The 25,754-nt window shown below is 40.5% G+C and carries 22 protein-coding genes; 18 read left to right on the top strand and 4 right to left on the bottom strand.

All coding sequences use genetic code 11. From position 1 onward, the window contains the following. Positions 1 to 54: 54 nt before the first annotated feature. The 3 genes from FPQ13_RS05820 to FPQ13_RS05810 all read left to right on the top strand — a co-directional run bounded on the left by FPQ13_RS05820 (position 55) and on the right by FPQ13_RS05810 (position 2,941). On the top strand, positions 55 to 501 hold the full coding sequence (locus FPQ13_RS05820) for a MarR family winged helix-turn-helix transcriptional regulator (RefSeq protein ID WP_144088391.1): 447 nt from the start codon (positions 55 to 57) through the stop codon (positions 499 to 501). 91 nt (positions 502 to 592) lie between these two features. Continuing rightward, positions 593 to 1,357 (top strand): 2,4-dienoyl-CoA reductase, encoded by a 765-nt coding sequence (fadH, locus tag FPQ13_RS05815; RefSeq protein ID WP_144088390.1) that lies wholly within the window; start codon positions 593 to 595, stop codon positions 1,355 to 1,357. A gap of 39 nt (positions 1,358 to 1,396) precedes the next feature. After that, on the top strand, positions 1,397 to 2,941 hold the full coding sequence (locus FPQ13_RS05810; protein WP_144088389.1) for a class I adenylate-forming enzyme family protein: 1,545 nt from the start codon (positions 1,397 to 1,399) through the stop codon (positions 2,939 to 2,941). Positions 2,942 to 3,011: 70 nt separating this feature from the next. Here FPQ13_RS05810 and FPQ13_RS13415 read toward each other — a convergent pair whose 3' ends face one another. Beyond that, positions 3,012 to 3,167, bottom strand: a complete 156-nt coding sequence (locus tag FPQ13_RS13415) for a hypothetical protein (RefSeq protein ID WP_186278611.1) — start codon at positions 3,165 to 3,167, stop codon at positions 3,012 to 3,014. A 157-nt stretch (positions 3,168 to 3,324) separates the two neighbouring features. On the opposite strand from FPQ13_RS13415, the gene FPQ13_RS05805 reads away from it, so the two are divergent. Beyond that, on the top strand, positions 3,325 to 3,555 hold the full coding sequence (locus FPQ13_RS05805) for a hypothetical protein (RefSeq protein WP_186279564.1): 231 nt from the start codon (positions 3,325 to 3,327) through the stop codon (positions 3,553 to 3,555). Positions 3,556 to 3,748: 193 nt separating this feature from the next. After that, the gene (locus FPQ13_RS05800; protein WP_144088387.1) at positions 3,749 to 5,263 is read left to right on the top strand and encodes a BCCT family transporter; all 1,515 of its coding nucleotides are present in this window, start codon (positions 3,749 to 3,751) and stop codon (positions 5,261 to 5,263) included. A 3-nt stretch (positions 5,264 to 5,266) separates the two neighbouring features. On the opposite strand, the gene FPQ13_RS05795 is transcribed toward FPQ13_RS05800, so the two are convergent. Continuing rightward, on the bottom strand, positions 5,267 to 6,148 hold the full coding sequence (locus FPQ13_RS05795) for a LysR family transcriptional regulator (protein WP_144088386.1): 882 nt from the start codon (positions 6,146 to 6,148) through the stop codon (positions 5,267 to 5,269). Between the two features lie 138 nt (positions 6,149 to 6,286). On the opposite strand from FPQ13_RS05795, the gene hutG reads away from it, so the two are divergent. From hutG to pdxA, 11 genes are all read left to right on the top strand, one after another. Beyond that, the gene (gene hutG, locus FPQ13_RS05790) at positions 6,287 to 7,231 is read left to right on the top strand and encodes a formimidoylglutamase (RefSeq protein ID WP_144088385.1); all 945 of its coding nucleotides are present in this window, start codon (positions 6,287 to 6,289) and stop codon (positions 7,229 to 7,231) included. A 36-nt stretch (positions 7,232 to 7,267) separates the two neighbouring features. Then, a complete protein-coding gene (gene hutU / locus FPQ13_RS05785; protein WP_186279563.1) occupies positions 7,268 to 8,923 on the top strand; it encodes a urocanate hydratase in 1,656 nt (551 codons plus the stop codon). 27 nt (positions 8,924 to 8,950) lie between these two features. Next, on the top strand, positions 8,951 to 10,213 hold the full coding sequence (gene hutI / locus FPQ13_RS05780) for an imidazolonepropionase (protein WP_144088383.1): 1,263 nt from the start codon (positions 8,951 to 8,953) through the stop codon (positions 10,211 to 10,213). 76 nt (positions 10,214 to 10,289) lie between these two features. Next, positions 10,290 to 11,624, top strand: coding sequence for a YjiH family protein (locus FPQ13_RS05775; protein ID WP_377863232.1), 1,335 nt, complete (start codon positions 10,290 to 10,292; stop codon positions 11,622 to 11,624). A 173-nt stretch (positions 11,625 to 11,797) separates the two neighbouring features. Beyond that, positions 11,798 to 12,268: a nucleoside deaminase gene (locus tag FPQ13_RS05770; protein ID WP_144088381.1), complete on the top strand. Its 471-nt coding sequence runs from the start codon at positions 11,798 to 11,800 to the stop codon at positions 12,266 to 12,268. A 257-nt stretch (positions 12,269 to 12,525) separates the two neighbouring features. Then, positions 12,526 to 13,779 carry a cytosine permease gene (codB, locus tag FPQ13_RS05765; protein ID WP_144088380.1) on the top strand — a complete coding sequence of 418 codons (1,254 nt, stop codon included), beginning with the start codon at positions 12,526 to 12,528 and terminating at the stop codon, positions 13,777 to 13,779. A 3-nt stretch (positions 13,780 to 13,782) separates the two neighbouring features. Beyond that, positions 13,783 to 15,042 carry a cytosine deaminase gene (gene codA / locus FPQ13_RS05760; RefSeq protein ID WP_144088379.1) on the top strand — a complete coding sequence of 420 codons (1,260 nt, stop codon included), beginning with the start codon at positions 13,783 to 13,785 and terminating at the stop codon, positions 15,040 to 15,042. Between the two features lie 412 nt (positions 15,043 to 15,454). Then, entirely contained in the window at positions 15,455 to 17,173 is a 1,719-nt protein-coding gene (locus FPQ13_RS05755; RefSeq protein ID WP_144088378.1) for a sigma-54-dependent Fis family transcriptional regulator, read from the top strand. Positions 17,174 to 17,387: 214 nt separating this feature from the next. Continuing rightward, the gene (locus FPQ13_RS05750) at positions 17,388 to 18,374 is read left to right on the top strand and encodes a 2-keto-3-deoxygluconate permease (RefSeq protein WP_144088377.1); all 987 of its coding nucleotides are present in this window, start codon (positions 17,388 to 17,390) and stop codon (positions 18,372 to 18,374) included. A 21-nt stretch (positions 18,375 to 18,395) separates the two neighbouring features. After that, a complete protein-coding gene (locus FPQ13_RS05745; RefSeq protein ID WP_144088376.1) occupies positions 18,396 to 19,697 on the top strand; it encodes a four-carbon acid sugar kinase family protein in 1,302 nt (433 codons plus the stop codon). Continuing rightward, positions 19,690 to 20,685 carry a 4-hydroxythreonine-4-phosphate dehydrogenase PdxA gene (gene pdxA, locus FPQ13_RS05740; RefSeq protein WP_144088375.1) on the top strand — a complete coding sequence of 332 codons (996 nt, stop codon included), beginning with the start codon at positions 19,690 to 19,692 and terminating at the stop codon, positions 20,683 to 20,685. The genes FPQ13_RS05745 and pdxA overlap by 8 nt, the downstream gene beginning before the upstream one ends. Before the next feature lie 53 nt (positions 20,686 to 20,738). On the opposite strand, the gene FPQ13_RS05735 is transcribed toward pdxA, so the two are convergent. After that, the gene (locus FPQ13_RS05735) at positions 20,739 to 22,142 is read right to left on the bottom strand and encodes a purine-cytosine permease family protein (protein WP_246065379.1); all 1,404 of its coding nucleotides are present in this window, start codon (positions 22,140 to 22,142) and stop codon (positions 20,739 to 20,741) included. Positions 22,143 to 22,559: 417 nt separating this feature from the next. On the opposite strand from FPQ13_RS05735, the gene FPQ13_RS05730 reads away from it, so the two are divergent. Continuing rightward, a complete protein-coding gene (locus FPQ13_RS05730) occupies positions 22,560 to 23,465 on the top strand; it encodes a DMT family transporter (RefSeq protein ID WP_342778579.1) in 906 nt (301 codons plus the stop codon). A gap of 316 nt (positions 23,466 to 23,781) precedes the next feature. On the opposite strand, the gene FPQ13_RS05725 is transcribed toward FPQ13_RS05730, so the two are convergent. Beyond that, positions 23,782 to 24,624, bottom strand: coding sequence for a MurR/RpiR family transcriptional regulator (locus FPQ13_RS05725; RefSeq protein ID WP_144088372.1), 843 nt, complete (start codon positions 24,622 to 24,624; stop codon positions 23,782 to 23,784). 232 nt (positions 24,625 to 24,856) lie between these two features. Here FPQ13_RS05725 and FPQ13_RS05720 point away from each other — a divergent pair, with 232 nt between their 5' ends. Then, on the top strand, positions 24,857 to 25,732 hold the full coding sequence (locus FPQ13_RS05720) for an N-acetylneuraminate lyase (RefSeq protein ID WP_144088371.1): 876 nt from the start codon (positions 24,857 to 24,859) through the stop codon (positions 25,730 to 25,732). Positions 25,733 to 25,754: the final 22 nt, after the last annotated feature.

Below are 25,754 nucleotides of genomic sequence, written 5' to 3'. Positions count from 1 at the left end.
TGATATACTGTAAAAAATAAAACATTCAGAAAATTAAAAAGGTTGGTGGTGGTAATGGAGAAATTCGATTGCTTACATTTTATTCTCGGAAAGGCACTACAACAAGTAAAGCAGCTCAGTAAAGAAAAGTTGTCCTCATACGGAATAACATCCGTCCAGTTTGGAGTACTTTATTTCCTTTGGAAAAAGGATGGTCAACTTGGTTCGGAATTAGGAGAGCGCCTACAAATGGACAGCGCAACTGTAACTGGAATTATTGATCGATTGGAACAAGGTGGTTTTATTGAGCGTAGACTCGATTCTAGTGATCGTCGCAATCGTTTTGTGTTTTTAACAGAAAAAGGTCGTCTTCTAGAAGAACCACTAAGTCACAAAATGGATGAATTAGATTCGGAGTTACTGTCACAGTATGATGAAGAAAAAGTTCAAGAATTTAAGCAAATGTTATTTGATATTGGTCTAGGTCTAAAAAAAGGAACAAAAGCAGGTATGTTTTATTGAAATAGTCGTTATAGAAGTGAATTGTACATTTGATAGCAGAAAAATGAATGCGGTTTCATATTGAAAAGTATATCAAGGTGGAGGAGATTCAGTGAAAAACAAAGTAGTCATTGTAACGGGTGGTAGTAGCGGCATGGGAAAAGGCATGGCGAAAAAATTTGCGCAAGAAGGTGCAAAAGTCGTCATCACCGGGCGTTCGATGGAGCGATTACAGGCCGCTCAAGAAGAGATTGAACAAGTTGAAGGGCAAGTTCTTTGTGTAGAAATGGATGTTCGCGACCCAGACAAGGTGCAATATACCATCGAAGAGACGAAAAAAAGATTCGGTGAAATAGACTTTCTAGTGAATAACGCAGCGGGGAACTTTATGTGCGCAGCAGAAGATTTATCGATCAACGGTTGGAACTCAGTCGTAGACATAGTCTTAAATGGGACATGGTATTGTAGCCAAGCTGTCGGCAAAGAGTGGATAAAAACTGGAAAGAAAGGTCGTATTTTAAACATAGTCACTACTTATTCATGGACAGGTGGAGCTGGAGTTATCCATTCCGCTAGTGCGAAAGCAGGTGTCTTAGCAATGACACGAACACTAGCTGTTGAATGGGGTTCGAAGTATGGAATATGTGTAAATGCTATAGCCCCAGGACCGATTGAAGATACGGGTGGATCTGCTAAGCTTTTACAATCAGAAGAGGCTCGAAAACAAGTACTTAAAGGAGTACCTCTTGGCAGACCAGGTAGACCCGAAGAGATTGCAGGTCTAGCGAAGTTTTTATTTTCAGCTGAGGCAGACTACATCAATGGAGATTGTATAACGATGGATGGCGGGGCTTGGCTCAATCGCAGTCCTTTTTAAAACTTATAAATACTTAAACAAAGAAAGGGATGTTTATAAATGGAACATATGTTATTTAGTGATCCTATTATATTGAATGCTAAGCGTTATGGAGATAAAGAGGCAATCTCCTTTAAGGATAAAAGATTTACGTATGCACAGTTTAATCAGCGAATTAATCAATTAGCACACGCTTTACAAAGTGAAGGAATTCAGAAAGGTGATAAAGTTGCTTTTCAACTGATGAATTGTAATCAACTTTATGAGGTTGTTTTTGCTTGTGGAAAAATCGGCGCTGCTTATGTGCCAATTAATTCTCGTTTTGTATCACAGGAGATTAAGCATGTATTAGATGATTCTGAATCCGTTGCTCTAATATTCGACAGTCGGTTTTCTGATGAAGTAAAAGCTATTCAAGACCAAGCAGAACATACCCATCACTATATAAGTGTCGGTGAATCTGAGGTGTCTACTTTTGAATATGAACAATGGATCTCTCAGTTTCCTACTGATGAACCTATACCATCAGAGCCATTAAACGAATTGGACATATTTTGCATTATGTATACAGGTGGAACCACAGGGCGTCCAAAAGGTGCTGTCCGTTCTCATCGGAGTTTATATTTAGTTGCATTGCTTTTTAGTATCGAATTTTCAATTGGACGAGGTGGCAAAGGATTAGTTGCAGGGCCTGCATATGGTGCTGCTGCACTTTCCATATCGATACCAAACTTCTTTGTCGGTAACCCGGTTCATATTATGGAAAAATTTCACCCGGTGGAGGTTTTGGAAGCCATCGAGCAAGAAAAACCAACGACTACGTTTTTGGCTCCTCCAATGTTTGATGCTATCTTTGCCTTACCAGAAGATGTACGAGATCAGTACGATGTTTCATCAATGAAGAGTCTAATCTCTGTAGGAGCCCCGTTGCACACGAGTACGAAAGAAAAGGTCCTATCATTCTTTGCATCATCAGAATTAAACGAATTTTATGGGGCTACTGAACTCGGGGGAGCTGCAAACTTGTTTCCAGAAGACCAAAAGAAGAAAAATCGCTCTGTTGGACTGCCGATGCTTGGAATGGATGTAAAACTGCTTGATGATGATGGCGAAGAGGTCAAGCAAGGCGAAGCGGGTGCTTTTTATGTGAAAGGTATAACCTTATGTGATGAATATTATAAACGTCCGGAAGCCACAGAAGAAGCCTTTAAAGGTGAATGGCTCGGATTAGGTGATATGGGTATTCAAGATGAAGAAGGGTATTATTATATCGTCGATCGAAAGCAAGACATGATTCTATCGGGTGCGATTAATGTTTATCCAGCTGAAATTGAAGAAGTTTTGCATGAACATCCGAATATTGCGGATGTTGCAGTGATCGGTGTACCTCATGAAAAGTGGGGAGAGGTAGCGAAAGCTATTGTTGTACCTCGCGATGAAGAAAAAGCTAATGCTGACGATATTCTGGAATTTTGTAAGGGAAAGCTTGCGAAATTCAAAATTCCTCACTCAGTGGAATTTACAGATGAATTACCTCGTAGTCTTCAAGGGAAGTTATTAAAATACCAAATTCGAGAGAAATTTATTGAAGAAAAAGCTAGATAATAAAATAAAACCTTGCACGCATAAAAAGCGGCAAGGTTTTATTTTTCATCAAGAAGTTTTTTAACCCAAATCAATCTCGTTCTGAATCACGCATTTTTTTGCGATATTTCTTTTTCGCCTGTTCAATCGATTGGTTCATTAACGTTTCTTTGTCTAAGACAGGTTGGTTTTTATTTAAATGTTCCTTAACTCTTTTCTTCAGTTCTTTGAAAGCATGCTCATCCACTGAATCACCTTCTTTTATAAATAAAAGTTAATAAATCGTATGCTCCCAATAAACATTATAAACTTCTTCTTGTAGTTATTTCATCAATGTTCAATACAGCGCACATTTATCGACAGTCAGGATTGCTGTATCAACAGTTAGGGAGCGCTTATCGACAGTGAGAAGCGTCTTATCAACAGTTAGGCAATTGGAACTTAAGGGTGGTAAATATTGGTACTTTAAAGGCGTGAATCTACGGGCAATTATTGTTTGGCTCGTTGGTGTTATTTTCTACTTGGTGATTAATCCACTACCATTATTCACGGAAACAGTTGGGGCCGTATATCCTATCATTGTGGTAACGGCTGTATTATATTTAATCGTATCAAAAATAAATCCGAAGCAGTAAATTGTCATACCTCAAAAAGTTATTTTAACTTTTGGGGTTTTTTATGAATGATCCAAGCCGCTTTACTAGTAAGCGCCTTTTCATCTTTAAACATACACATCAATTACATATTATCCTCCTCAATGTCCAAAATAACGGTAGATGTTTCAATTGCTGAAAATCAATCCGTTCGATAGAGGAGATTATCATTCATATGAAAAAAGATCCTGTTGTCTTTTATGCCGCACTAGCAATCATGACCGTTATTGTCGTCTTTGGAATTGTCACACCTGACTTAGTGGAGACGATTACGAATCAAACGCAAGGTTTTATCATTAATACGTTTGGCTGGTACTATTTGCTTTCTGTTTCGTTAATTGTGTTGGTGTGTATTTATTTGTTCATTAGTCCGGTCGGTAAAATTAAACTAGGCAAGCCCGATGAAAAGCCTGAATTTAATCGCCCGACATGGATTGCGATGTTATTTAGCGCCGGAATTGGAATCGGATTAATATTTTACGGTGCTTATGAACCATTGAGTCACTATGCGATTAACTCACCTACGGGGGAATTGGGGACAGATCAAGGGATTAAAGATGCGATGCGGTACACGTATTTTCATTATGGCATTCACCCATGGTCAATTTATGGAATCGTTGCATTAGCAATTGCCTATTTTGGATTCAGAAAAGGTGAAATTAGCTTAATTAGTAAGACGCTGCGTCCGATTATTGGCAAACATGCTGATGGGACGACTGGCAAGGTCATTGACATTGTTGCGGTCATTTCAACAATCATGGGTGTAGCAACTTCTTTGGGTTTCGGTGCCATCCAAATTAACGGTGGCTTATCGTTTTTATTCGATATTCCGAAAAATTTAACGTCACAGACAATTATTATCATTATCGTGACGATTCTCTTTATGATTTCTGCTTTAACAGGGATTGGTAAAGGGATTAAGTATCTCAGTAATATTAATATGAGCTTATCATTGCTACTATTTCTCGCTGTGTTTTTTCTCGGCTCGACGTTGTTTACACTAAATCTTTTGGTGACTTCTGTAGGTGGTTATTTTCAAAATATCATTCAAATGAGTTTGCGGATTGCACCATTGAATGAGAATATACGTGGTTGGATTAATGATTGGACGATATTTTATTGGGCGTGGTGGATTGCATGGTCACCTTTTGTTGGATTGTTCATTGCTCGTGTTTCCAGAGGGAGATCGATTCGTGAATTCGTTACATTCGTCTTGTTAGCACCGACTATTATTAGTTTTATTTGGTTTACGACGTTCGGTAGTGCGGCAATTACGACAGAAAGAGCAGGAATCAGCATTTCTTCCTTGTTGCCGGAAGAATCGCTATTTGGTGTATTGGAAACGTATCCGGTCGGAATGGTATTATCCATTTTAACGATCCTCATTATTGTCATTTTCTTTGTGACCTCCGCTGATTCGGGAACATTCGTGTTAGGGATGATGACATCCAATGGGATTCAAAATCCAACCCGTAGAATCAAAGCGATTTGGGGTGTTTTCCTTTCTCTAACGGCATTGGCATTGATCTATTCTGGCGGTTTGCTGGCGCTTCAAAACGCGATGATTGTTGCGGCCTTACCATTTTCAGTCGTTATCATATTAATGGCAATCAGTTTAATTACTTCTTTGCGTAAAGAAGCAAAAGAGTTAGGCATCAGGCATCAAAGACCTTTTAAGAGAAAAGAATAAGAGTTATTTAAAGTACGTCTCAATCATTTCAATAAATCGTTTCACAATCGGTGGCATGTACCGATTGTTTACATAAGCTAAGTATACTGTCCGTGAGATATTGTCTTCCGCAAGCGATTTGACGACTAAATTTGTATGTTTTGAGTAGGTGACATAGTTTTCAGGAACGACAGTGATGCCCAATCCTTTCTCAACTAAGCTACAGCTTGTTTCGAATCGTTCAATCTCAAACTGAATATTTGGTTGGACACCTGCTCGATTGAACGCATTCAAAATGTCTTGTCGTGTTTGAAATCCTTCCTTACAAACAATGAAGCTTTCATTTTCTAAGTCATGTAATTGAATTGTGCGCTTATTAGCCAACCGGTGTCCTGAAGGGATCAGTGTTACGAGCTTTTCCTCATAGATCGGCAATGTTTCAATATCATTTTGAAAAATGTTCTGGTTTGTTATGGCGAGATGAATATCAAAGTTGTATAGAGCTCTCTCGACATCCGACAAACTTAATGTTTCCATCAAACTAACTTTTGCCTCTTCATATTCCTGTTTGAACTGCTTAAGAATTTCAGGCACGAAAAAGATCGTCGATTCGATTAACCCGATGGAAATTTCCAACGGTCCTTGTTGTTTCAATCGTTCCATTTCATCGGTTACATGCTGAAAATGTTGAAGAAATCGACGTGCTTCCTCGTACAATATTTTTCCTTCATGGGTCATATGCAAACTCCGCGAACCTCGATTAATCAACGTTAATCCAACACTCTCTTCAAGTTTTTTGATTGTCGCACTTAATGATGGTTGAGAGATATGTAGCTGTTCGGCAGCTTTTGTATAGGTACCAGCTTCAATAAGTGCAACGTAATAGCGTAATTGTCTCGTATCCATTTCTACTTTTTCACCACCTATAGTTAAAAGTAATAGAAATATAGAAAATATGTATTAGCAATTATACCATAAATAAATTACACTAATTACAATAGTATATATATTCTGAAATTGAGTTTGAAAGGAGAATTACGCAGCATGCGAGCAGAGGAGGATCTCTGGACGGGGAGAATTGACAGTCACGAGAACCCAGAAAGTTTCAGGTTACACCAAGTCGTTGAACGGATGAGCGTCGATCAATTGAAAGATAGCGACCCATACATTGCTTTCATCGGTTTTGAGAGTGATGAAGGTGTGCGAAGAAATAAAGGCCGACAAGGGGCTTCGAAAGCGCCGGATGCAATTCGTAAACACCTTGCTAAAATCCCGAATCACTTGAATACACAGCTTGTAGATGTAGGAAATGTTGTATGTCAGGGGCGTGAGTTGGAAGAAGCGCAATCATCTTTAGGAAATCAAGTGGCCAAGTTACTCGGAAGTCATGGGACACCAATTATTTTAGGTGGGGGTCATGAAACGTTATACGGTCATTATTTAGGGGCAAGAAAATATCTTGGAGCAGATCAATCGCTAGGAATCATCAATATCGATGCACATTTTGATTTGCGCAATGACGCGGAACCTTCATCAGGAACAATGTTTCGTCAAATATTGGGGCAGGATCCAAAAGCGGGTTATTTGTGCTTAGGCGTTCAACGATTCGGCAACACACCGGCGTTGTTTCATACAGCAGATCAATTAGGGTGCGAATATGTGCTAGAAGAAGAGTTGGACCACAACAATATTGAAGATACCTTTAACGTAATTGATACATTTTCATCTCGCTATGACCATATCATTTTAACGCTATGTACCGATTCGATTATTGCTTCATCCGCACCAGGTGTCAGTGCTCCTTCACCGACAGGTATTGATCCGAAAACGGTGAAAAAACTACTTCATCATATTTCCAGAAGGAATAACTTATTGAGTTTTGATATTTCAGAAGTTAATCCAACGCTTGACCACGATGAGCAAACGGTTCGCCTGGCGTCTTATTTAGTGGCAGAAGTGATGGCAGGAATGGATTCTTGGAAAAAATGAAACCGCTTTAAATAATGAAACGGGAGGATTGAGTCAATGAATAAAACAGCAGTTGAGCAATTTCAAGGAACCGAACTACATACGAAAGGGTGGCTTCAGGAAGCGGCATTGCGCATGTTGAACAATAACTTGAATCCAGAAGTAGCTGAAAACCCAGATGAGCTTGTTGTTTATGGTGGAATCGGCAAGGCGGCAAGAAATTGGGATAGCTACCACGCGATTGTGAAAGAACTGAAGCAGCTTGAGAATGATGAAACACTGCTTATTCAATCAGGGAAGCCCGTCGTCGTTTTCAAAACACATGAAAACGCACCGAGAGTCTTGCTGGCAAACTCCAATTTGGTTCCCGCTTGGGCGAACTGGGAGCATTTTAATGAGTTAGATCAAAAAGGATTAATGATGTATGGCCAAATGACGGCAGGAAGTTGGATTTACATCGGCAGTCAAGGAATCGTTCAAGGAACGTATGAGACGTTTGCTGAATGTGCGCGTCAGCACTTCGATGGTAGTTTACAAGGAACAATTACACTGACTGCTGGATTAGGTGGTATGGGAGGAGCCCAGCCACTCGCGGTGACATTGAACCAAGGGGTATGTATTGCAGTCGAAGTCGACCAGCACCGAATCGATCGCCGAATCGAGACAAAATATCTTGATACACAAGCTAAAGATTTATCTGATGCACTTGAACTGGCAAAAAATGCTCGTGATCGTGGTGAGGCGCTATCCATTGGTTTACTTGGCAATGCAGCGGAAATTTTACCTGAAATGATTGAGCGAGGGTTTATTCCAGATGTTCTGACAGACCAAACGTCTGCACATGACCCGAAAAACGGTTATGTTCCAACAGACTTGACGTTAGACAAAGCTAATCAATTAAGAAATGAAAATCCTGAACGATACACTGAACTTTCTAGAAAAAGCATTGCAAAACATGTAGAAGCAATGCTCGATATGCAGAAGAAAGGTGCGATTACCTTTGACTATGGAAACAATATCCGTCAGGTAGCTAAAGATGAAGGTGTTGAAAACGCGTTTGACTTCCCAGGCTTTGTTCCTGCTTATATCCGCCCGCAGTTTTGTGAAGGAAAAGGGCCGTTCCGCTGGGTCGCTTTATCGGGAGACCCGGAGGATATTTATAAAACAGATGAAGTCATTTTAAAGGAGTTCAGCTATAACGAATCACTCTGCAACTGGATTCGTATGGCGCACGAAAAGATTAGTTTCCAAGGGCTTCCTTCACGTATTTGCTGGTTAGGTTATGGCGAGCGTGCCCGTTTCGGAAAAATTATTAATGACATGGTAGCGAGCGGCGAATTGAAAGCTCCGATTGTCATTGGCAGGGACCATTTAGATTCCGGTTCTGTCGCATCACCAAATCGTGAAACAGAGAGTATGAAAGATGGTAGTGACGCGGTCGCCGATTGGCCTATTTTAAACGCACTGATCAACAGTGTCGGCGGCGCAACATGGGTAAGTGTGCACCATGGAGGAGGCGTCGGAATGGGCTACTCGTTACATGCCGGTATGGTTATTGTCGCAGATGGAACGAAAGAAGCGGAAGAACGACTTGAACGCGTATTGACATCAGACCCAGGGATGGGTGTTGCACGACATGTCGATGCAGGCTACGAATTAGCGGAGAAGACAGCTCGTGAAAAAGGCGTTCATATCCCATTACTGGATCAATAAGTCATTTCATAGAGAAGGAGAATTCACATGTCAGAACTACTACTTATCAAAAATGCATCGCAGCTAGTGACGACGAAGGGTTATTCGGATCAACCTGCCAAACGAGAGAAAATGAGCGATTTAACGGTGATTGAAAATGGTAGTGTCTTGATGAAGGACGGAACGATTCAAGCTGTAGGATTATTAGAAGATATCGAAAAAGAGCACGCAGAGTTAGTTGCTCAAGCGGAGGTAATCGATGCGACTGGAAAATTAGTAACACCAGGATTAATCGATCCACATACCCATCTCGTTCACGCTGGAACGCGAGAGAATGAATATGCTATGCGTCTCAAAGGCAAAACGTATATGGAAATTATGAATGCTGGTGGTGGGATTCATGCCACGACTAGAGCGACGAGAGAAGCAAGCTTTGATCAACTTTATGAAGAGTCGAAGAAGCGGCTCGATACATTCTTTGAGTATGGGATCACAACTGTAGAAGCCAAAAGTGGCTACGGACTTTCCCTTGAGCATGAGATGAAACAACTGGAAGTAGCGAAAAAGCTTGCTGAAGACCATGAGATGGATATCGTTTCTACCTTTATGGGTGCGCATGCCATTCCGATGGATGAAAAAGAAAACCCAGAACCATTTGTTAATCGTGTCATTGAAGAGATGATTCCTGAAGTGGCCAAGAAAAAGTTAGCTACATTCAATGATGTGTTTTGTGAAAGAGGTGTATTTACACCTGAGCAATCACGACGTATTTTACAAGCTGGAAAAGAGCACGGCTTGATTCCGAAAATACATGCGGATGAAATTGAACCTTATGGTGGAGCGGAATTAGCCGCTGAAGTCGGAGCCATTTCAGCAGATCATTTATTGAAAGCTTCTGATGAAGGGATCCGGCAAATGGCAGAAAAAGATGTCATCGGTGTGTTATTACCAGGAACAGCATTTTTCTTGATGGCTGAGTATGCCAATGCAAGGAAGATGATCGACCAAGGCGTTGCTGTTGCGCTATCCACAGATGCCAATCCAGGTTCATCTCCGTCATTGTCATTACAATTCATTATGAACCTAGGCTGTTTGAAAATGGGCATGACTCCTGAAGAAGTGTTGGTGGCAACAACGATTAACGCCGCACACGCTATTGGTAAAGCAGAACAAATTGGTAGTTTGGAGGTGGGAAAACAAGCGGACGTAGCCATTTTCAATGTGTCGAACTACCTCAAATTATCGTACAACTATGGCATGAACCATATTGACCAAGTAATTAAAAAAGGGAAAGTAGTCGTAGAAAACTAGATGTTATGTAGTGCAGCTCTGTTAAATCGAAAAGATTTTTAACAGAGCTTTATTTTACCTATGGGAGGTTATGCAAATGGAAGCAGAAAAGCAAGTGCATCAACCACAAGAGGAGCACCACACGAATTGGCATAATATACTTAAGTTTATCGGTTACAGTTTTATAGGGGCGTTTATGTTTTTCATCCCTATTACGATCAATGGGTCATCTAGTATCATGCTTGATCATATGGTGAAATTTATAAGGGAGAATTTCACAGCTGCCGTACCGTATTATATTCTAGCCGTGATCGTTTTCGGAGCGATTTACCCTTTTGCGAATAAAACATGGAACAAAAACAAAGTCGTTATTGGCTTATCGATGTTTAAAGTAGCAGGTGCAATTTTCGCTTTTATGCTCGTGTTCGATTTCGGACCAGCCTGGCTCTTCAACCCGGATCTAGGCCCGTTTCTTTTTAATAGTTTAGTGACTTCGGTTGGCGTCTTGGTCCCAATCGGTGCAGTCTTTTTGGCTCTGTTAGTCGGTTATGGGTTTTTAGAGTTCATCGGTGTCTTGGTTCAACCGATCATGCGACCGGTTTGGAAAACGCCGGGTCGATCAGCAATTGATGCAGTGGCTTCATTCGTAGGAAGTTATTCAATCGGGATGTTGATTACCAACCGCGTATATAAAGAAGGGAAGTACACACTGAAAGAAGCGTGGATTATTGCGACTGGATTCTCGACAGTGTCAGCAACATTCATGGTGGTCGTAGCCAGCACGCTAGACATTATGCACATATGGAATACTTATTTTTGGGTCACTTTATTTGTCACCTTTCTTGTAACCGCTATCACAGTTAGAATTTGGCCATTAAACAAAGTCAGTGAAGACTATTACCAAGGTCAAGAAGGAACGCCAGAAATAGAAGTTAAAGGAAATCGATTCAAAGCAGCGTGGGATGAAGGAATGTCTGTCGCAAATGCTTCCTTACCATTAATGAAAAACGTCTGGATCAATTTCAAAGATGGCGTCATTATGGCAGCATCCATTTTGCCAACCATTCTGTCTGTCGGACTTTTAGGGTTGATCCTATCTACTTACACACCTGTGTTTGATATAATCGGCTATATTTTCTATCCATTTACGTTATTGGTTCAACTTCCAGAGCCTTTATTGGCAGCCAAAGCAGCAGCTGTAGAAATCGCCGAAATGTTCTTGCCGGCATTAATGGTTGTGGATGCCTCCTTAGTAACGAAATTTGTCATGGGAGTTCTATCCGTTTCAGCGATTATTTTCTTCTCTGCAACGATTCCAACAATCTTGGCAACGGACATTGAAGTCAGCATACCTAAATTGATTGTCATTTGGATTGAACGAACAATCCTTACAATTTTAATTGCAACGCCAATCGCTTTTCTGCTTCTCTAGCAAAAATAAAGACATCACAAATGAACCGTGTCAACGAGATTGACGCGGTTCTTTGTTTTGTCTGATAAAACAAGATGTAAAAGTTGGCTTGCTAAGAAGGGGGACTTGTAAAATGAAAGATAGAATCTTCTTTTAGTAGATCTTCGATAAAAACAGAGAAAGGCGGAAGATTGATGATTTCAGAAGTGGATATAAAGCATTTACGTCGCTGTGTTGAATTGGCTAAAGAGGCGCTCGAAAAAGGGGATGAGCCATTCGGTTCCATTCTTGTTTCTGCGGATGGAGAAGTGCTTCAAGAAGACCATAACCATGTGGCTGGTGGAGATCACACCCAGCATCCGGAATTTGCTTTGGCGCGCTGGGCGGCGAACAATATGAGTCCTGAAGAAAGAAGTAAGGCGACGGTTTATACGTCTGGTGAGCATTGCCCAATGTGTGCAGCGGCTCATGGTTGGGTCGGTCTAGGACGAATTGTATATGCGAGCTCGTCTGAGCAATTGGTGGAGTGGATGAATGAGATGGGAGTTGGGCCTTCACCGGTTCGGAACCTTCCAATTCAAGAGGTGATTCGTGACGCGGAGATAGATGGTCCGGTCCCTGAGTTGGCCGCGGAAGTCCGTGAGCTTCATAAGAAGAATTTTTAAATCAAGCCCAACTTCATCTTGACAATCGACGATCACATTGCAATAATGAGTACAATCACATATGGGTACCTTTAATTCAGTCCAGAGAGACTGACAAGGACAACGGTTTAGAAATGGGATACGTGTATGCACGTCGCAACTCGTCATTCTATTTCTAAAAGCTTCTTGTCGGTCGGGCAAGGAGCTTTTTTTATGCGAAAATCTGTAAATCTCCTTGTTCGACTTGGTGCCAGTGAAAAGACAAGGAGGAATTGAATATGGATCATGAATTTTCATTACGCGCAGTACCACAATCTCATCGGGTCGGTTTTATGAAAATGTTTGCAGTGATGATGGGATTAACGTTTTTCTCAGCAAGTATGTTGTCGGGTGGCGAACTAGGATTGGGATTAACTTTCCAAGAGTTCATTTGGATGGTGTTATTAGGAAACTTAATTCTTGGGCTATACACGAGTGGCTTAGCGTATATGGCTGCAAAAACCGGTTTGTCGACACACTTGCTTGCAAGATACGCATTTGGTGAAAAGGGTTCGTATTTAGCTTCATTTTTACTAGGCGCAACACAAGTCGGTTGGTTCGGTGTGGGCTTGGCAATGTTCGCTGTTCCTGTACACAAGGTGACAGGCATTGATATGTGGCTGTTAGTCATTCTTTCAGGTATTGTCATGACGGCATCCGCGTTTTATGGCATGAAGGCCTTGGCCATTTTAAGTTTTATAGCGGTTCCTGCCATCGCGATCATCGGGAGCGTGTCTGTTGGAATAGCAATTGACGATCTAGGAGGTATGGCCCAACTAGCTAACTATAAACCTGAAACGTCACTCGGACTCGCCGTCGCATTGACGATTTGTATAGGGTCGTTTGCAAGTGCAGGTACGCTAACGCCGGATTTCGTTCGGTTTGCGAAAACGAAAAAATCAGCTGTTATCATTACATTGATTGCGTTCTTCATTGGGAATTCACTGATGTTCTTATTCGGGGCAGTTGGAGCGATTTCCACCGGATTTGGAGACATTTCAGAGGTCATGTTTGTCCAAGGTCTAATTGTCCCAGCAATCATCGTCCTTGGGTTAAACATTTGGACAACGAATGACAATGCCTTATACGCATCAGGCTTAGGCTTTTCAAACATAACGAAAATGAAAAAAAGCAAGCTCGTCATTATCAACGGAATCATCGGAACGATTTTTGCGATGTGGTTATACAATAACTTCGTCGGTTGGTTATCCTTATTAGGAGCAGCTTTACCGCCTATTGGCGCGATTTTACTTGCGGATTTCTTTCTTTTAAGAAAAGGGAACTATACACCTTTGAAAGAGACCACCTTCCAAGCTGTTCGTTGGCCGGCGATTATTGCATGGGGCGGAGGCTTTGCGGCTGCACAGTTTCTTCCAGGTATCCCACCGCTAAATGGCATGATTGGTTCGGTTATTATATTTACAGGTTTAACATTCGTTTTGGAGCGCGTTATGGGAACGAAAACGAGTGTCATTGTAGGAAAAGAGGTATAGTAGATGATTATTCAAAATGCTTCATTAGCAAAACGAGAAGGTTTATGGAACATTCATATCGAGAATGGCTTTTTCAAGAAAATCGAAACAGCCAAACCAGTCGATGGCGCAATGGACGTAGGTGGCAAGCTTTTGAGTGCACCTTTCATTGAGCCACACATTCATTTAGATACGACACTGACAGCTGGTGAGCCAAAGTGGAATGAAAGCGGCACTTTATTTGAAGGTATTGAAACATGGGCTGAGCGAAAGCAGTCATTGACGATTGAAGATGTTAAACGACGAGCAACAAAAGCGATTCAGTGGCAGATCAGTCAAGGAGTCCAACACATTCGTACGCATGTAGACGTTTGTGATCCAACATTAACAGCTTTGAAAGCTTTGATAGAAGTGAAAGAAGAGATGAAGGACTATGTTGATCTTCAGTTGGTTGCTTTCCCTCAAGAAGGATATTTATCATATCCGAGAGGGAAAGAGCTTGTGGAAGAAGCTTTAAAGATGGGAGCAGATGTCGTTGGTGGCATTCCACATTTTGAATTCACTCGCGAGTATGGTGTGGATTCGATGAAAATTGCTTTTGACCTAGCTGAAAAGTACGATAAGCTCGTCGACATCCACTGTGATGAAATCGATGATGAGCAATCGCGCTTTATTGAAGTTGTCGCCACCGAAGCATATGAACGGAGTCTAGGCAGCCGAGTGACGGCAAGCCATACGGCGGCCATGCATTCATATAACGGGGCATATGTATCGAAATTAATGAAGATCCTAAAATTATCAAACATCAACTTTGTTGCCAATCCACTCGTCAATACACATTTACAAGGTCGCTTTGATGATTATCCGAAACGTCGTGGTGTGACCCGGGTGAAAGAATTGACGGAAGCGGGCCTTAATGTTTGCTTTGGCCATGATGACATCGTCGATCCGTGGTATCCAATCGGAACGGGGAATATGTTGCAGGTATTGCTTATGGGAATCCATGTGACCCACTTGATGGGCTATCACCAAATCGTTCATTCATTTGATTATATTACAGAAAATAGCGCAGTTACCTTAGACATTCAAGATCAATACGGAATTGAAGAAGGGAAGCCTGCGAACTTTATTATCTTGAATGCGACGAATCGCTACGATGCGATTCGAACCCAAGCAGAAGTGCTGGCATCTTATCGAAACGGAAGAAAAATTGCAGAAACAAAACCTAAGGAAATGTCGCTGTTATTAGATGATGAGAAACGTATTGATTATAGCTTAAATTAATACTTTCATTATAAAAATAAGCCGAAAGACAATAGAATAAATCAATATTTTTTAAAAGATAAAGTTAACCCCTCCCCACGATTAGAACCTTTCTATTCGTGGGTAGTGGGCGTTTTTTACTTGCTACCTTTGATTAGAACGTTTCTATTCGAAGGTACCGTGTGATTTTATCTCGCTTTCCTTGAATAGACCATCATTGGATCTTATGACTTCAGCGTTAAATCGCACGTCTTCATTGTTAATCAGTGTCTCTTCAGTATTAATTCGCGCACCTTCAGTGTTAACCTGCATCGGTTCAGTGTTTTCCTTCACAGGTTCATTAACTTAAAAAAGTCCTCCCGCAACACATGACACCAAAATCACTTTGTGGCATAATACAATTGTTGAAATATGCAACGGATGAGGGGTTTTTATGATTAAGGTTTTACTCATAGCACCATATAATGGTCTGGCCGAAACAGCGAAGAACATCGAGGTTCCAGCTGATATTCAATTGGATACGACAGTCGCAAACTTAGACGAAGGCGTCATGAAAGCAAAGCGTGCTGAAGAGCAGGGCTATGATGTCATTATTAGTCGTGGAGGAACAGCGGCGCTTATTCAAGAATACGTTTCCATTCCTGTCGTCCACATTGAGATTACTGGTTACGATATGCTTCGTGTGTTTACCTTAATCAGTGGGGTAAAATCCGGTGTTGCTCTCGTAGGTTTTAAAAATATATCCGAAGGTTCAGCAACTATTTGTAATATTTTAGATTTCGATGTGAAAATGGTTACGATTCGGTCCTCAAATGAAGTAAAAACTAATCTGGAAAGGTTAAAACAAGAAGGATTCACTGTTGTCATTGGTGATGTGATAACGGTAGAAGTTGCACAGCGACTAGGCTTACGAGGCGTTTTAATTACTTCTGGAAAAGAGGCTGTCATGAATGCGATAGATGAAGCGAAACGAATCCATCACTTCTTTCGAAGAGTAAATTATCGCCATCACATTTATAAGCAAGCCTTTAATGAAATGCCCCTTCCGGTGATGTTAGTGAATGAAGAGGGAAATGTCCTCGAACAGAATGGTTCTTTTGCTGAAGTGGATCCAGCGAAGAAGTTGGTACATGTAGATTCGTTTATTCACCTTGTGAGAAGAGTGCTTGAACAGGAACAAACTCAGTGGGAAGAAATCGAGTGTGAATCGCGCATCTATCAGCTTCAAGGTTTTCTCGTTAGCAAGACTGAGAGAATTGTTGGAATTCAGTTGAATGCAACGACGTATAAGCCTGATGGACAGCAAGTGATATCTCTAATGAGTGAACCAGAAAATCAACCACTGATTGGAGATAGCGATCGCGTTCATGAACTTGAAGAGAAGATTGGTCATGTAGCGGCGTCCGACGAAATGACTTTTCTTGTAGGAGAGAAAGGAACAGGGAAGTTTACAGTCGCCAAACAAATTCATTTGAAACGTTTTGATCAAACAGCACCAATTGTAGTGATTCAAGGATCGCTATTTACAAATAAAAGCTTTAGCTATTTAGAGAAAATACTGCATTCGTTAACAAATGGAACAGTGATTGTGAAAAATATGGATTTGATTTCATCCGAGATCAAAAAAGATCTCATATACCGATTGATTGGTCTATCAAATCGCATAAAAGTCATAACTTTACAAGAAGAATTGCGGGAAACTGATACCGTAAGTAATTATGACGATGAAATCATTTACCTCCCGCCACTAAGAGAACGTAAAAAAGATATATTAGCTTTTATTGATTATTATTTGACGGAAATGCATATGGAAAAGGGTAGTGAGACTGTCGGCGTGAATGATGAAGCGGCTCGGTACTTATTGCAATATGATTGGAAGGGGAATCTTCCTGAATTACGTTCGGTTGTGAAGCAATTAAGTTGTTTAACGAGAGGTTATTACATTGATGTGTCCGACGTGAAAAAGGTTATGAATAAGGATAATCTAGCAAATGAGTCAGTAGAATCATTAACAATAAATGGCACATTGAAAGAAATGGAAAAGCAAATCATTCAGCAAGTATTAATGGAAGAGAATCAAAACCAAACGAAGGCAGCCAAGAGATTAGGGATTAACCGTTCAACATTGTGGCGAAAATTAAGAGATGAATAATAAACACGAATTCATAGAATACTAATATCCAAAGAGAGTCTACAAGGCTCTCTTTTTTGTTTCATTTTGCAACGAATTTAAGAGTTTGAGAACATTTTAGAAAAATATTGTAAGATAATGTTGCAAATTTAATCGGATTAAATTATTATTACACGTGTAACCGCTTTATTGGTGTTAGAAATTTAAACGATTTACATATGAAGGAGGAGAACAAATGAAGATTAAAGCAACATTGGATCGAATTCCAGGAGGCATGATGGTTGTCCCGTTATTGCTTGCTGCAACACTCAATACATTCGCACCAGATTTATTAAGAATCGGTAACTTCACCCAACAGTTGTTTGTGGATGGTGCAGGAACATTAATTGCCCTGTTCCTCTTGTGTACAGGTGCACAAATTAATCTACGAAACGTCGGTGTCAGCCTCGGGAAAGGTGCGACATTGTTGGCAACCAAATGGTTTGTCGGAGCAATATTCGGTTTACTCGCGTATATGTTCGCAGGAGACAACGGATTATGGTTAGGGTTAGCGCCAATCGCAATTATCGCTGCTATGACCAATAGTAACGGTGGCTTGTACGTCGCGCTCGTTGGACAATATGGTGACAAAACAGATCGTGCAGCTTATTCACTTTTAGCATTGAACGATGGACCGTTCTTCACGATGGTTGCATTAGCGATATTCGGTGCAATGGGCTTTGTGGATGGATTGTTCTCTTTCGTATCATTCATATCTGTTTTACTACCAATAATTGTAGGTATGGTTTTAGGGAACTTGGATGACGAAATGCGAAAATTCTTAGATAAAGGTAGTTCAATGCTAATTCCGTTCTTTGCGTTTGCATTAGGTATGGGTATTGATTTCAATGCAATCATTAACGGTGGATTATCAGGTGTTCTACTGGGAGTCGCAACAGTATTCATCACAGGTACTGCGGGTTACTTTGTGTTTAGAGCACTTAAGTGGAATCCAATTGCCGGTGCTGCAGAAGGTTCGACCGCAGGAAACGCTGTAGCAACACCAGCAGCGATTGCAGCGGCAAGTGCAACATTTGCAACACACGTTGACTTGGCGACTGTACAAGTAGCTGCATCTACAGTAACGACCGCAGTTTTACTGCCAATTTACATTGGATTTTTAGTAAAACGTTTGGAGAAAAAAGGCGTGAACATACCAGACGATTATATGGTGCATGAATAATTTTAAAGGAAGTTATCAACAATGAAATTACAAATAGGAATAATAGCGGATGACTTGACCGGTGCAAATGATTCAGGTGTTCAATTAACGAAAAAGGGAATACCTACGTCAGTGTTGTTTGACATCCCGCAAGTATCAAATAAACTCAATCATGGTTTAGTGATTGACACAAATTCACGCGCCTTAACGAAGGAAGAAGCTATATCCATCACAACTCAAGCTGGTGAATACTTGAAGAAATCAGGATTTACCACGATTTATAAAAAAATGGATTCGACATTAAGAGGGCATATCGGTACCGAACTACAAGCATTGGACAACGTTTTTAATCCGGAGTTTATTTTTATTGCACCGGCATTCCCCTCACTCGGGCGGACAACAAGAGATGGAATCCATTATGTAAACGGTGTGAAATTAGCAGATACAGAAACTGCAAAAGATCCGAAGCATCCGGTTAAAAATTCATCAATTCCTACATTGATTGAGGAAGAGACCGGCGTATCGGTTGGCCTGATTCGTCAAGAAGATCTTCACGCAGATCAAGACTCGTTCTCGAAGAAGATTGAGAGCTTTAAGGCTCAAGGAATATCATATCTTGTCTGTGATGCAGAAACTCTCGAGGAACTTCGGGAGGGAGCAAAAAAGATGAGCTCGGTTTCTGGCGATGTCATCTGGGCAGGCTCTGCTGGTTTGGCGGAAGTTATACCGGAAACGTTAGGTCTTCAAAGTGAAGTCGGTGAGCACGTCGAACGAAAAGCAAAACATGTGATGACGGTATGCGGAAGTTTATCACAAGTAACACAAGAGCAAGTTCAATATGCCGCAATTCAACCGCAGATTGAAGCTGTTGAAATCGACCCGACCATCTTCTTCTCCGATGAATGGAATCAAGCTCGACAAACGTATATTGAACGTTGTTTAGATGGATTTGAAAAAGAGAAAGATGTCGTCTTGTATGTACCTTCGGATGAACGTGCGCGCGGTGATGTGAAGGCAATCGGTGCAAAATTGAATTTATCAAAAAACGCAATTGGTGAGCGAATCTCAAACGGCATCGGTGAAATCGTTGAACAAGTAGCTTTAAAAAATAGAGATCTGAGCGGATTTGTTTTAACGGGTGGCGATACGGCAAAAGACACATCCCGCCATTTAGGAGGGCTTGGTTTTCAACTGATTCAAGAAGTGGAAACAGGTATTCCTTTAGGAACATTGATCGGTCCAGAAAAAGACTACTTAGTCATCACGAAAGCAGGTGCTTTTGGAACGGAAGCTTCCATACACCATGCAATGCTTGAATTAAAAGGAGTTCATAACCATGTCTAATAAGCCAATTATAGGAATAACAATGGGTGATGCGGCAGGCGTTGGTCCTGAAATCATCGTTAAAAGTTTACAGACAGAGAGAATATATAAAGAAGCTACACCAATTGTTATTGGTGATGCAAAAATGCTGAAAAAAGCAGTAGAGAGATTAAATATAGAAGCGTCTATTAAAGTGATCGATAAAGATACGGAATTTACAGCAACATACGGTGAAATTGCTTGTATTGATTTAGATATTTTACCAGCAGACCTTCCTTTTGGCGAGGTTTCCAGTGAAGCGGGTCATGCTGCGTTTGAATATCTACGTACAGCAATTGAACTGGCAAACGAGAATAAAATTGATGCAATTTGTACGGCACCATTAAATAAAGAAGCATTGCATAAAGGCGGTCATATTTACCCAGGACATACAGAGATACTGGCGGAATTGACCGATACAAAAGATTTTTCCATGATGCTTTCATCTCCTAAGTTGAAAGTCATCCATGTGACAACCCATGTAGGGTTAATTGATGCGATAAATATGATCGAGCCTGAACGTGTATATAAAGTCATCCAGTTAGCACATGATACATTGAGCAAATCAGGAATTGACCAGCCGAAAATTGGAGTGTGTGGAATTAATCCGCATGCTGGTGAAAATGGATTATTCGGCTATGGTGAGGAAGAAGAAAAGATCATTCCAGCCATCGAACGTGCAACAGGGGAAGGTATTGATGTCGAAGGACCCCTTCCTGCTGACACATTGTTTTTCCGTGCACAACGAGGTGATTTTGATATTGTTGTCGCGATGTATCATGATCAGGGTCACGGGCCAATCAAGGTGTTAGGACTTGAAGCGGGAGTTAATATTACAGTCGGTCTTCCGATTATACGCACAAGTGTAGACCATGGAACGGCTTTTGATATTGCTGGAAAAGGAATTGCAGATGAGAGAAGTATGCTAGAAGCGCTGGATCAAGCCATTGAATTAGCGCCGAGACGATAATCAGAGTTCAACAAGAAAAGCTCGCCTAAACGGGCGTGCTTTTTTATGTTTTTCTAAGCAATATATTCTTCTTTTTCTATATCGTTTGCTTCTTCTGAAATGTAATATTTTCCTTTGGTGGCAATTGCAATAACTACGGTTAAAATTGCTGCCAATACTGAAGCGAAGAAAGCTGCGGTGCTTTGTAAGAAAGGACCGATAAATCCAAGTGCAGCAATGGTACCTAATGTTGTAGAGATGACTAATGCGCCAACACCAACTGGATTCCATTTGTGCAAATTCTCTTGCCTTGCTTCATAATAACCTGGACCGATTTTTAGTATCTTTTTCACAATAACCGCATCAGCAACAAGGACTGAAGCCCATGCCAATAAGAAAACACCTTGGAAGGTCATCACTGTATCGAGGTGATTGACAATCTTACCAAGCATTAATGCAATGGCACTAACACCTGTTACGACAACCCAGAAACGACGTCCTGGTTTGAAGTGAAAGATGTTCTCAAAGAAACTTGATAGTGACAACGAGCCACTATAAATATTCGTGACGTTGATTCGTACTTGTGTAAGCATCGTGAACAATGCTCCCCAAAAACCGAGCAGAAGTACAATGTAAACGCCTGGATTCGGTTCACCTAATCGAACCCCGAACCAAATACCTAGTCCACCCATTACCCCAAAACAAAAAATCTGCGGGATAAAACCGATTGCAAATATTCCAATCTTCGTATCTTTTGGTTTGAGAAAACGAGCATAATCTGAAGCAAGTAACGGGGTTAACCCCATAATTCCATGTTGCATCCCAATACATAGTAATAAGGCCGATCCGCCAACTTGAACATTCTCTGGCATATACGTCCAAAAGTACCCGTCATATTGTGAAGTTTGAAGGGCAGCTAAGACGATTGCTGCAATTAAAAAGACGAAGAATAGTGGTAAAGACCATTTTTGTAGTTTGTCCAATTGTTTAATTCCGAACCAATTTAATGGAATGACAATAGAACCGAAGAAAAGAATTAATATCCACTCAGGGATAACAGGGAAAAATTCATGTACGGCAGAAACTAAAATTAAACCTTCTAACGCACAATACATAATGAAATTAGTAGCGTAAATAAATGAGGTTAATGATGCTCCTATATAGCCAAATCCGCCGCCTCGTGACAATAAGTTAACATTCATCCCAGACTTAGCTGATAAGTAGGCGATGAACGTGCCAAGAATTCCTGCGACGATTATTGCATATACGGCTGAAATGATAGCGTTGATCGCACCGAATTGCAGTGCCATAACACTTCCCATTTGAAAATAAAAAATGGCCGTAGCAATTCCGAACGTAATGTTTGTAATACTCAACCATCCCATGTTTCGTTTGTTGAGAGGTACCCTGTTTAATGAATAGTCATCACTCGTCTGTTCCGTTTGATTCTTATCTGTTATAGAGGTGTTTGTACTCAACTTGATCATCTCCCTTGCATCATTCGTAGTAAATGGAATATTGCATTGAGTGGAGGATCGTTGTTATTGGGATATTAGAAAGCATGAAAGTTAATAGTAAAATCAACCTTCATTGTTGTCTCTATTGTTATGACAATGATTAGAGACACGTTTTTTTCACAAACCTCTATAAACATATCAATAAGCTCAACTGTTCTCAAACACGTTTATGTGTGGTAATTTGCCCTATAACACACCCAGGATTTCCATATCTCTTGAATACTTGTTATATCTAACAAATACCTACCTAATTGCTTTTGATTGATCAATACGAATTGGTTGATGAGTCATCTATCTTTATTTAATGAAATCTTTTCTTGTGTTACTATCAATGAATAATTGAACGATACATAGAAAGAAGGATGACATTTGGGCAAGGTGAAAATTTATTTAATTATCTTTTTAGTTGTCGCTGCGTGGGGATTCAACGTCACAGCCACTAAAATTTTAGTAACGAATTTTACGCCAGTGACGATGACAGCTGCAAGAATATTTGTTGCGGGTGTTTTTGTTTTTATTTTCTTGGCGTTAATGAAAAGGATTCGGCGATTGACGAAAAGAGAATGGCGTACGGTCATTATAGCGAGTTTGTTCAGTGTTGTTGGACACCAATACTTTTTATCTGTTGGATTGACTGAAACAACTGCTTCTAATGGTGGAATGATATTAGGTACAGTCCCTTTGATGACAGCGATTATGGCGGTTATCTTTTTAGGGGATCGATTGACTTTGGTTCGTGTTGTCGGTTTTTTATTAGGATTAATCGGTGTGTCTTTTATAGTCATCGTTGGAAATGAAGGATTAAGTGAGGTATCCATTGGAGATATCCATGTGTTCTTATCGGTGCTTGCTCAGGCAATTAGTTTTATCATCATTGCTAAGGCTTCACCGACGTTAGATCCGAGGTTGCTAACAGGCTATATGTTAATCATAGGTTCGATTGGTTTGTTTGGTATTGGTTTATTCTTGGAACCGAATGGTCTAGATAGCTTGCTCGGTCAATCAAATATCGGAATCTGGGCAATCTTCTTAGCTTCCGCGGTTATTGCAACAGCGCTAGGTCACATGTTTTACAATGATTCAATTGGAAAAGTCGGACCTGCTGCGACGGCTATTTTTCTTAACTTAAATCCATTTTTCGCGTTGATTAGTGCGGTTCTTTTTTTAGATGAAGTTATTGGGATTGCTCAAGTTCTCGGATTCATTTTAATTTTAGCCGGTGTATTTCTCGGCTCAGGTGCATACGAGGAGATACGTCGTAAACGACGACTGAAACAGGTCTGATTTAATGATAATAGGAGTCCAATTGTTGCAGATATGCTCCCCACTAAGGGAAATATGAGTCATTTTTTACGAAATATGCTCCGTTTGTGAAACGATATGTGTCTGATTCGTAAGGAAATGAGTCCAAGCAAAAAAATTATGTGACTAATTTCAAAATATATGAGCTCTTCTTCCTTATAAATACCCCCCCAGTTAGTAAGGTGACTAACTAGGGGGTATTTTCATCACTATGAAAAAGAGTCCAGCCGATTAGTGTGTTGAAATCATTTTCCATCCGAACGATGAGAAAGGACAACTGCCAGCTCCTCAACGAAAATTAATACAATTTATTCGAAATGGTTTGCGCGATTCTTTCTTTTGTCTTTTTGGCGTCTTCATAATTTCTCATCGTGATTCCCGTACATAATAAATCAATGACGAACAGTTGCGAGATCTTCGAAACGAGTGATCCGCTATCTAAAGGATTTTCCTTAGCGGAAGTGAGTAATACAATGTCTGCGTATTTGGATAATGGTGATTCGGTATAGTTTGTAATTGCAATGACTGTTGCCCCGTTATCTTTGCTTGTTTCAACTGCATCAATAATGTCCTTCGTACTGCCGGTTAAGCTGATCGCAATCACAACCGTATCTTTATTTACCGAGTTTGCGCGGAGTACTTGGTTGTGTGAATCGGTAATCGTTTCAATATTAACTCCGATTCGCATAAGGCGATTTTGCATATCCAATCCAGCGATTCCAGAAGAAGAGACACCAAAAACAACGACGTTTGTTGCTTGGTCGATTTTGTCAATGGCCCGTTGCAGCTGTTCGTCATCGACTAGCTTGTACGTATCATCAACTGCTTGGACCATGTTGTTTCTTACTTTATCGATATACGTTTCATCATTAAGCTGCTGGTCACGCATAGAAATTTCTCTTGCTAAAGCTAATTTAAAGCCTTGGTAACCTTTATAGCCCAATTTTCTACAGAAACGTAAAACGGTTGCTTCGCCGACGTGACAGGCATTTGCTAACTCAGTCAACGATTGATAGACGATTTGATCTAAATTATTTTTAATGTATGTATACAGCTTTCGTTCGGATTTCGTAAACGTGTTTTTGTGTTGTTCCATTAAAATAGTCAGATCGATGGTTGTTCGGTTAATGTTCTCAAACATGATAATCCTCCTTTTCTGTCGAATTTATTCAATTATTTTCATTTTAGCAGACTCGGAAATATTTCTTATATAGTTCATATTATACTAGAAATTGTCTGAATGGTGTGTATTTTGGAGTAAACCTCCACTTTTCTAAATTTTATTGACAAAACGCTTTCATATTTGGTATGATACACATAAATCATCAAGAATGAAAGCGCATTCTTAAAATGCTGCTGGATGGAGGTATAGTATGAAAGGGATCATGACAGCTTTGATTACACCATTCAATGAAGATGGAACCCTTAACGACAAAGGTTTACGGGAGGTGGTTCGACATAATATTGACGTAATGGGAGTCGACGGCTTATACATAGGCGGTTCTACTGGCGAAAGTTTCTTAATGGACGAAGCCATGAGAAGTGAACTGCTTAAAATCGTCAAAGAAGAAGCTGGAGATGCAGTTACACTGATTGCACAAATCGGTTCATTAAATATCGAAGAGGCAATCAGATTAGGTAACGAAGCCAAGGAACTTGGATATGACGCATTGTCAGCGATTACCCCTTACTATTACAAGTTCAGTTTTGAAGAAATCAAGTCTTATTACGAAAGAATCACGGAAGAAACGAATCATCCAATGGTCGTTTATTCCATTCCTGTACTTACCGGGACACAAATGACAATCGATGACTACGGTGAGCTATTGGCTATACCAAATGTCGTTGGAGTTAAGTATTCCGACACAAACCTTTCTAGACTTACGAAGTTGAAAGAATTGTATCCGGATAAAGTGTTCTACGGCGGCGCAGATGATATGTTGCTTCAATTTATTATTTCTGGAGCAGATGGGGCAATCGGCAGTACTTATAGCTTACTAGGTAAGCAGGCTAAAGCGTTGTTCGATGCACTTCAGAATTCAGAGCTTAAAGAAGCGAAAAACTTACAGCTAGAAATGAATCAAGTAATCGCTAAAATGGAAAGCATCGGCGTCTATCAGACACTCAAGCACGTATTGAAAGAGCAAGGAGTCGACGCTGGCTTCATGAAGTTCCCTTTCAAAGAATTGACGGATGATGAAAAACGACAAGCATCAGAAATCGTTGACATCTTAGCTTCAGGGAAATAAATCATCTTAGTGGGAGTATAAG

The sequence above is a fragment of the Allobacillus salarius genome, from assembly GCF_007559425.1.
GTDB classification, from domain to species: domain Bacteria; phylum Bacillota; class Bacilli; order Bacillales; family Alkalibacillaceae; genus Allobacillus; species Allobacillus salarius.
This window is presented reverse-complemented; position numbering and strand designations above follow the sequence as displayed.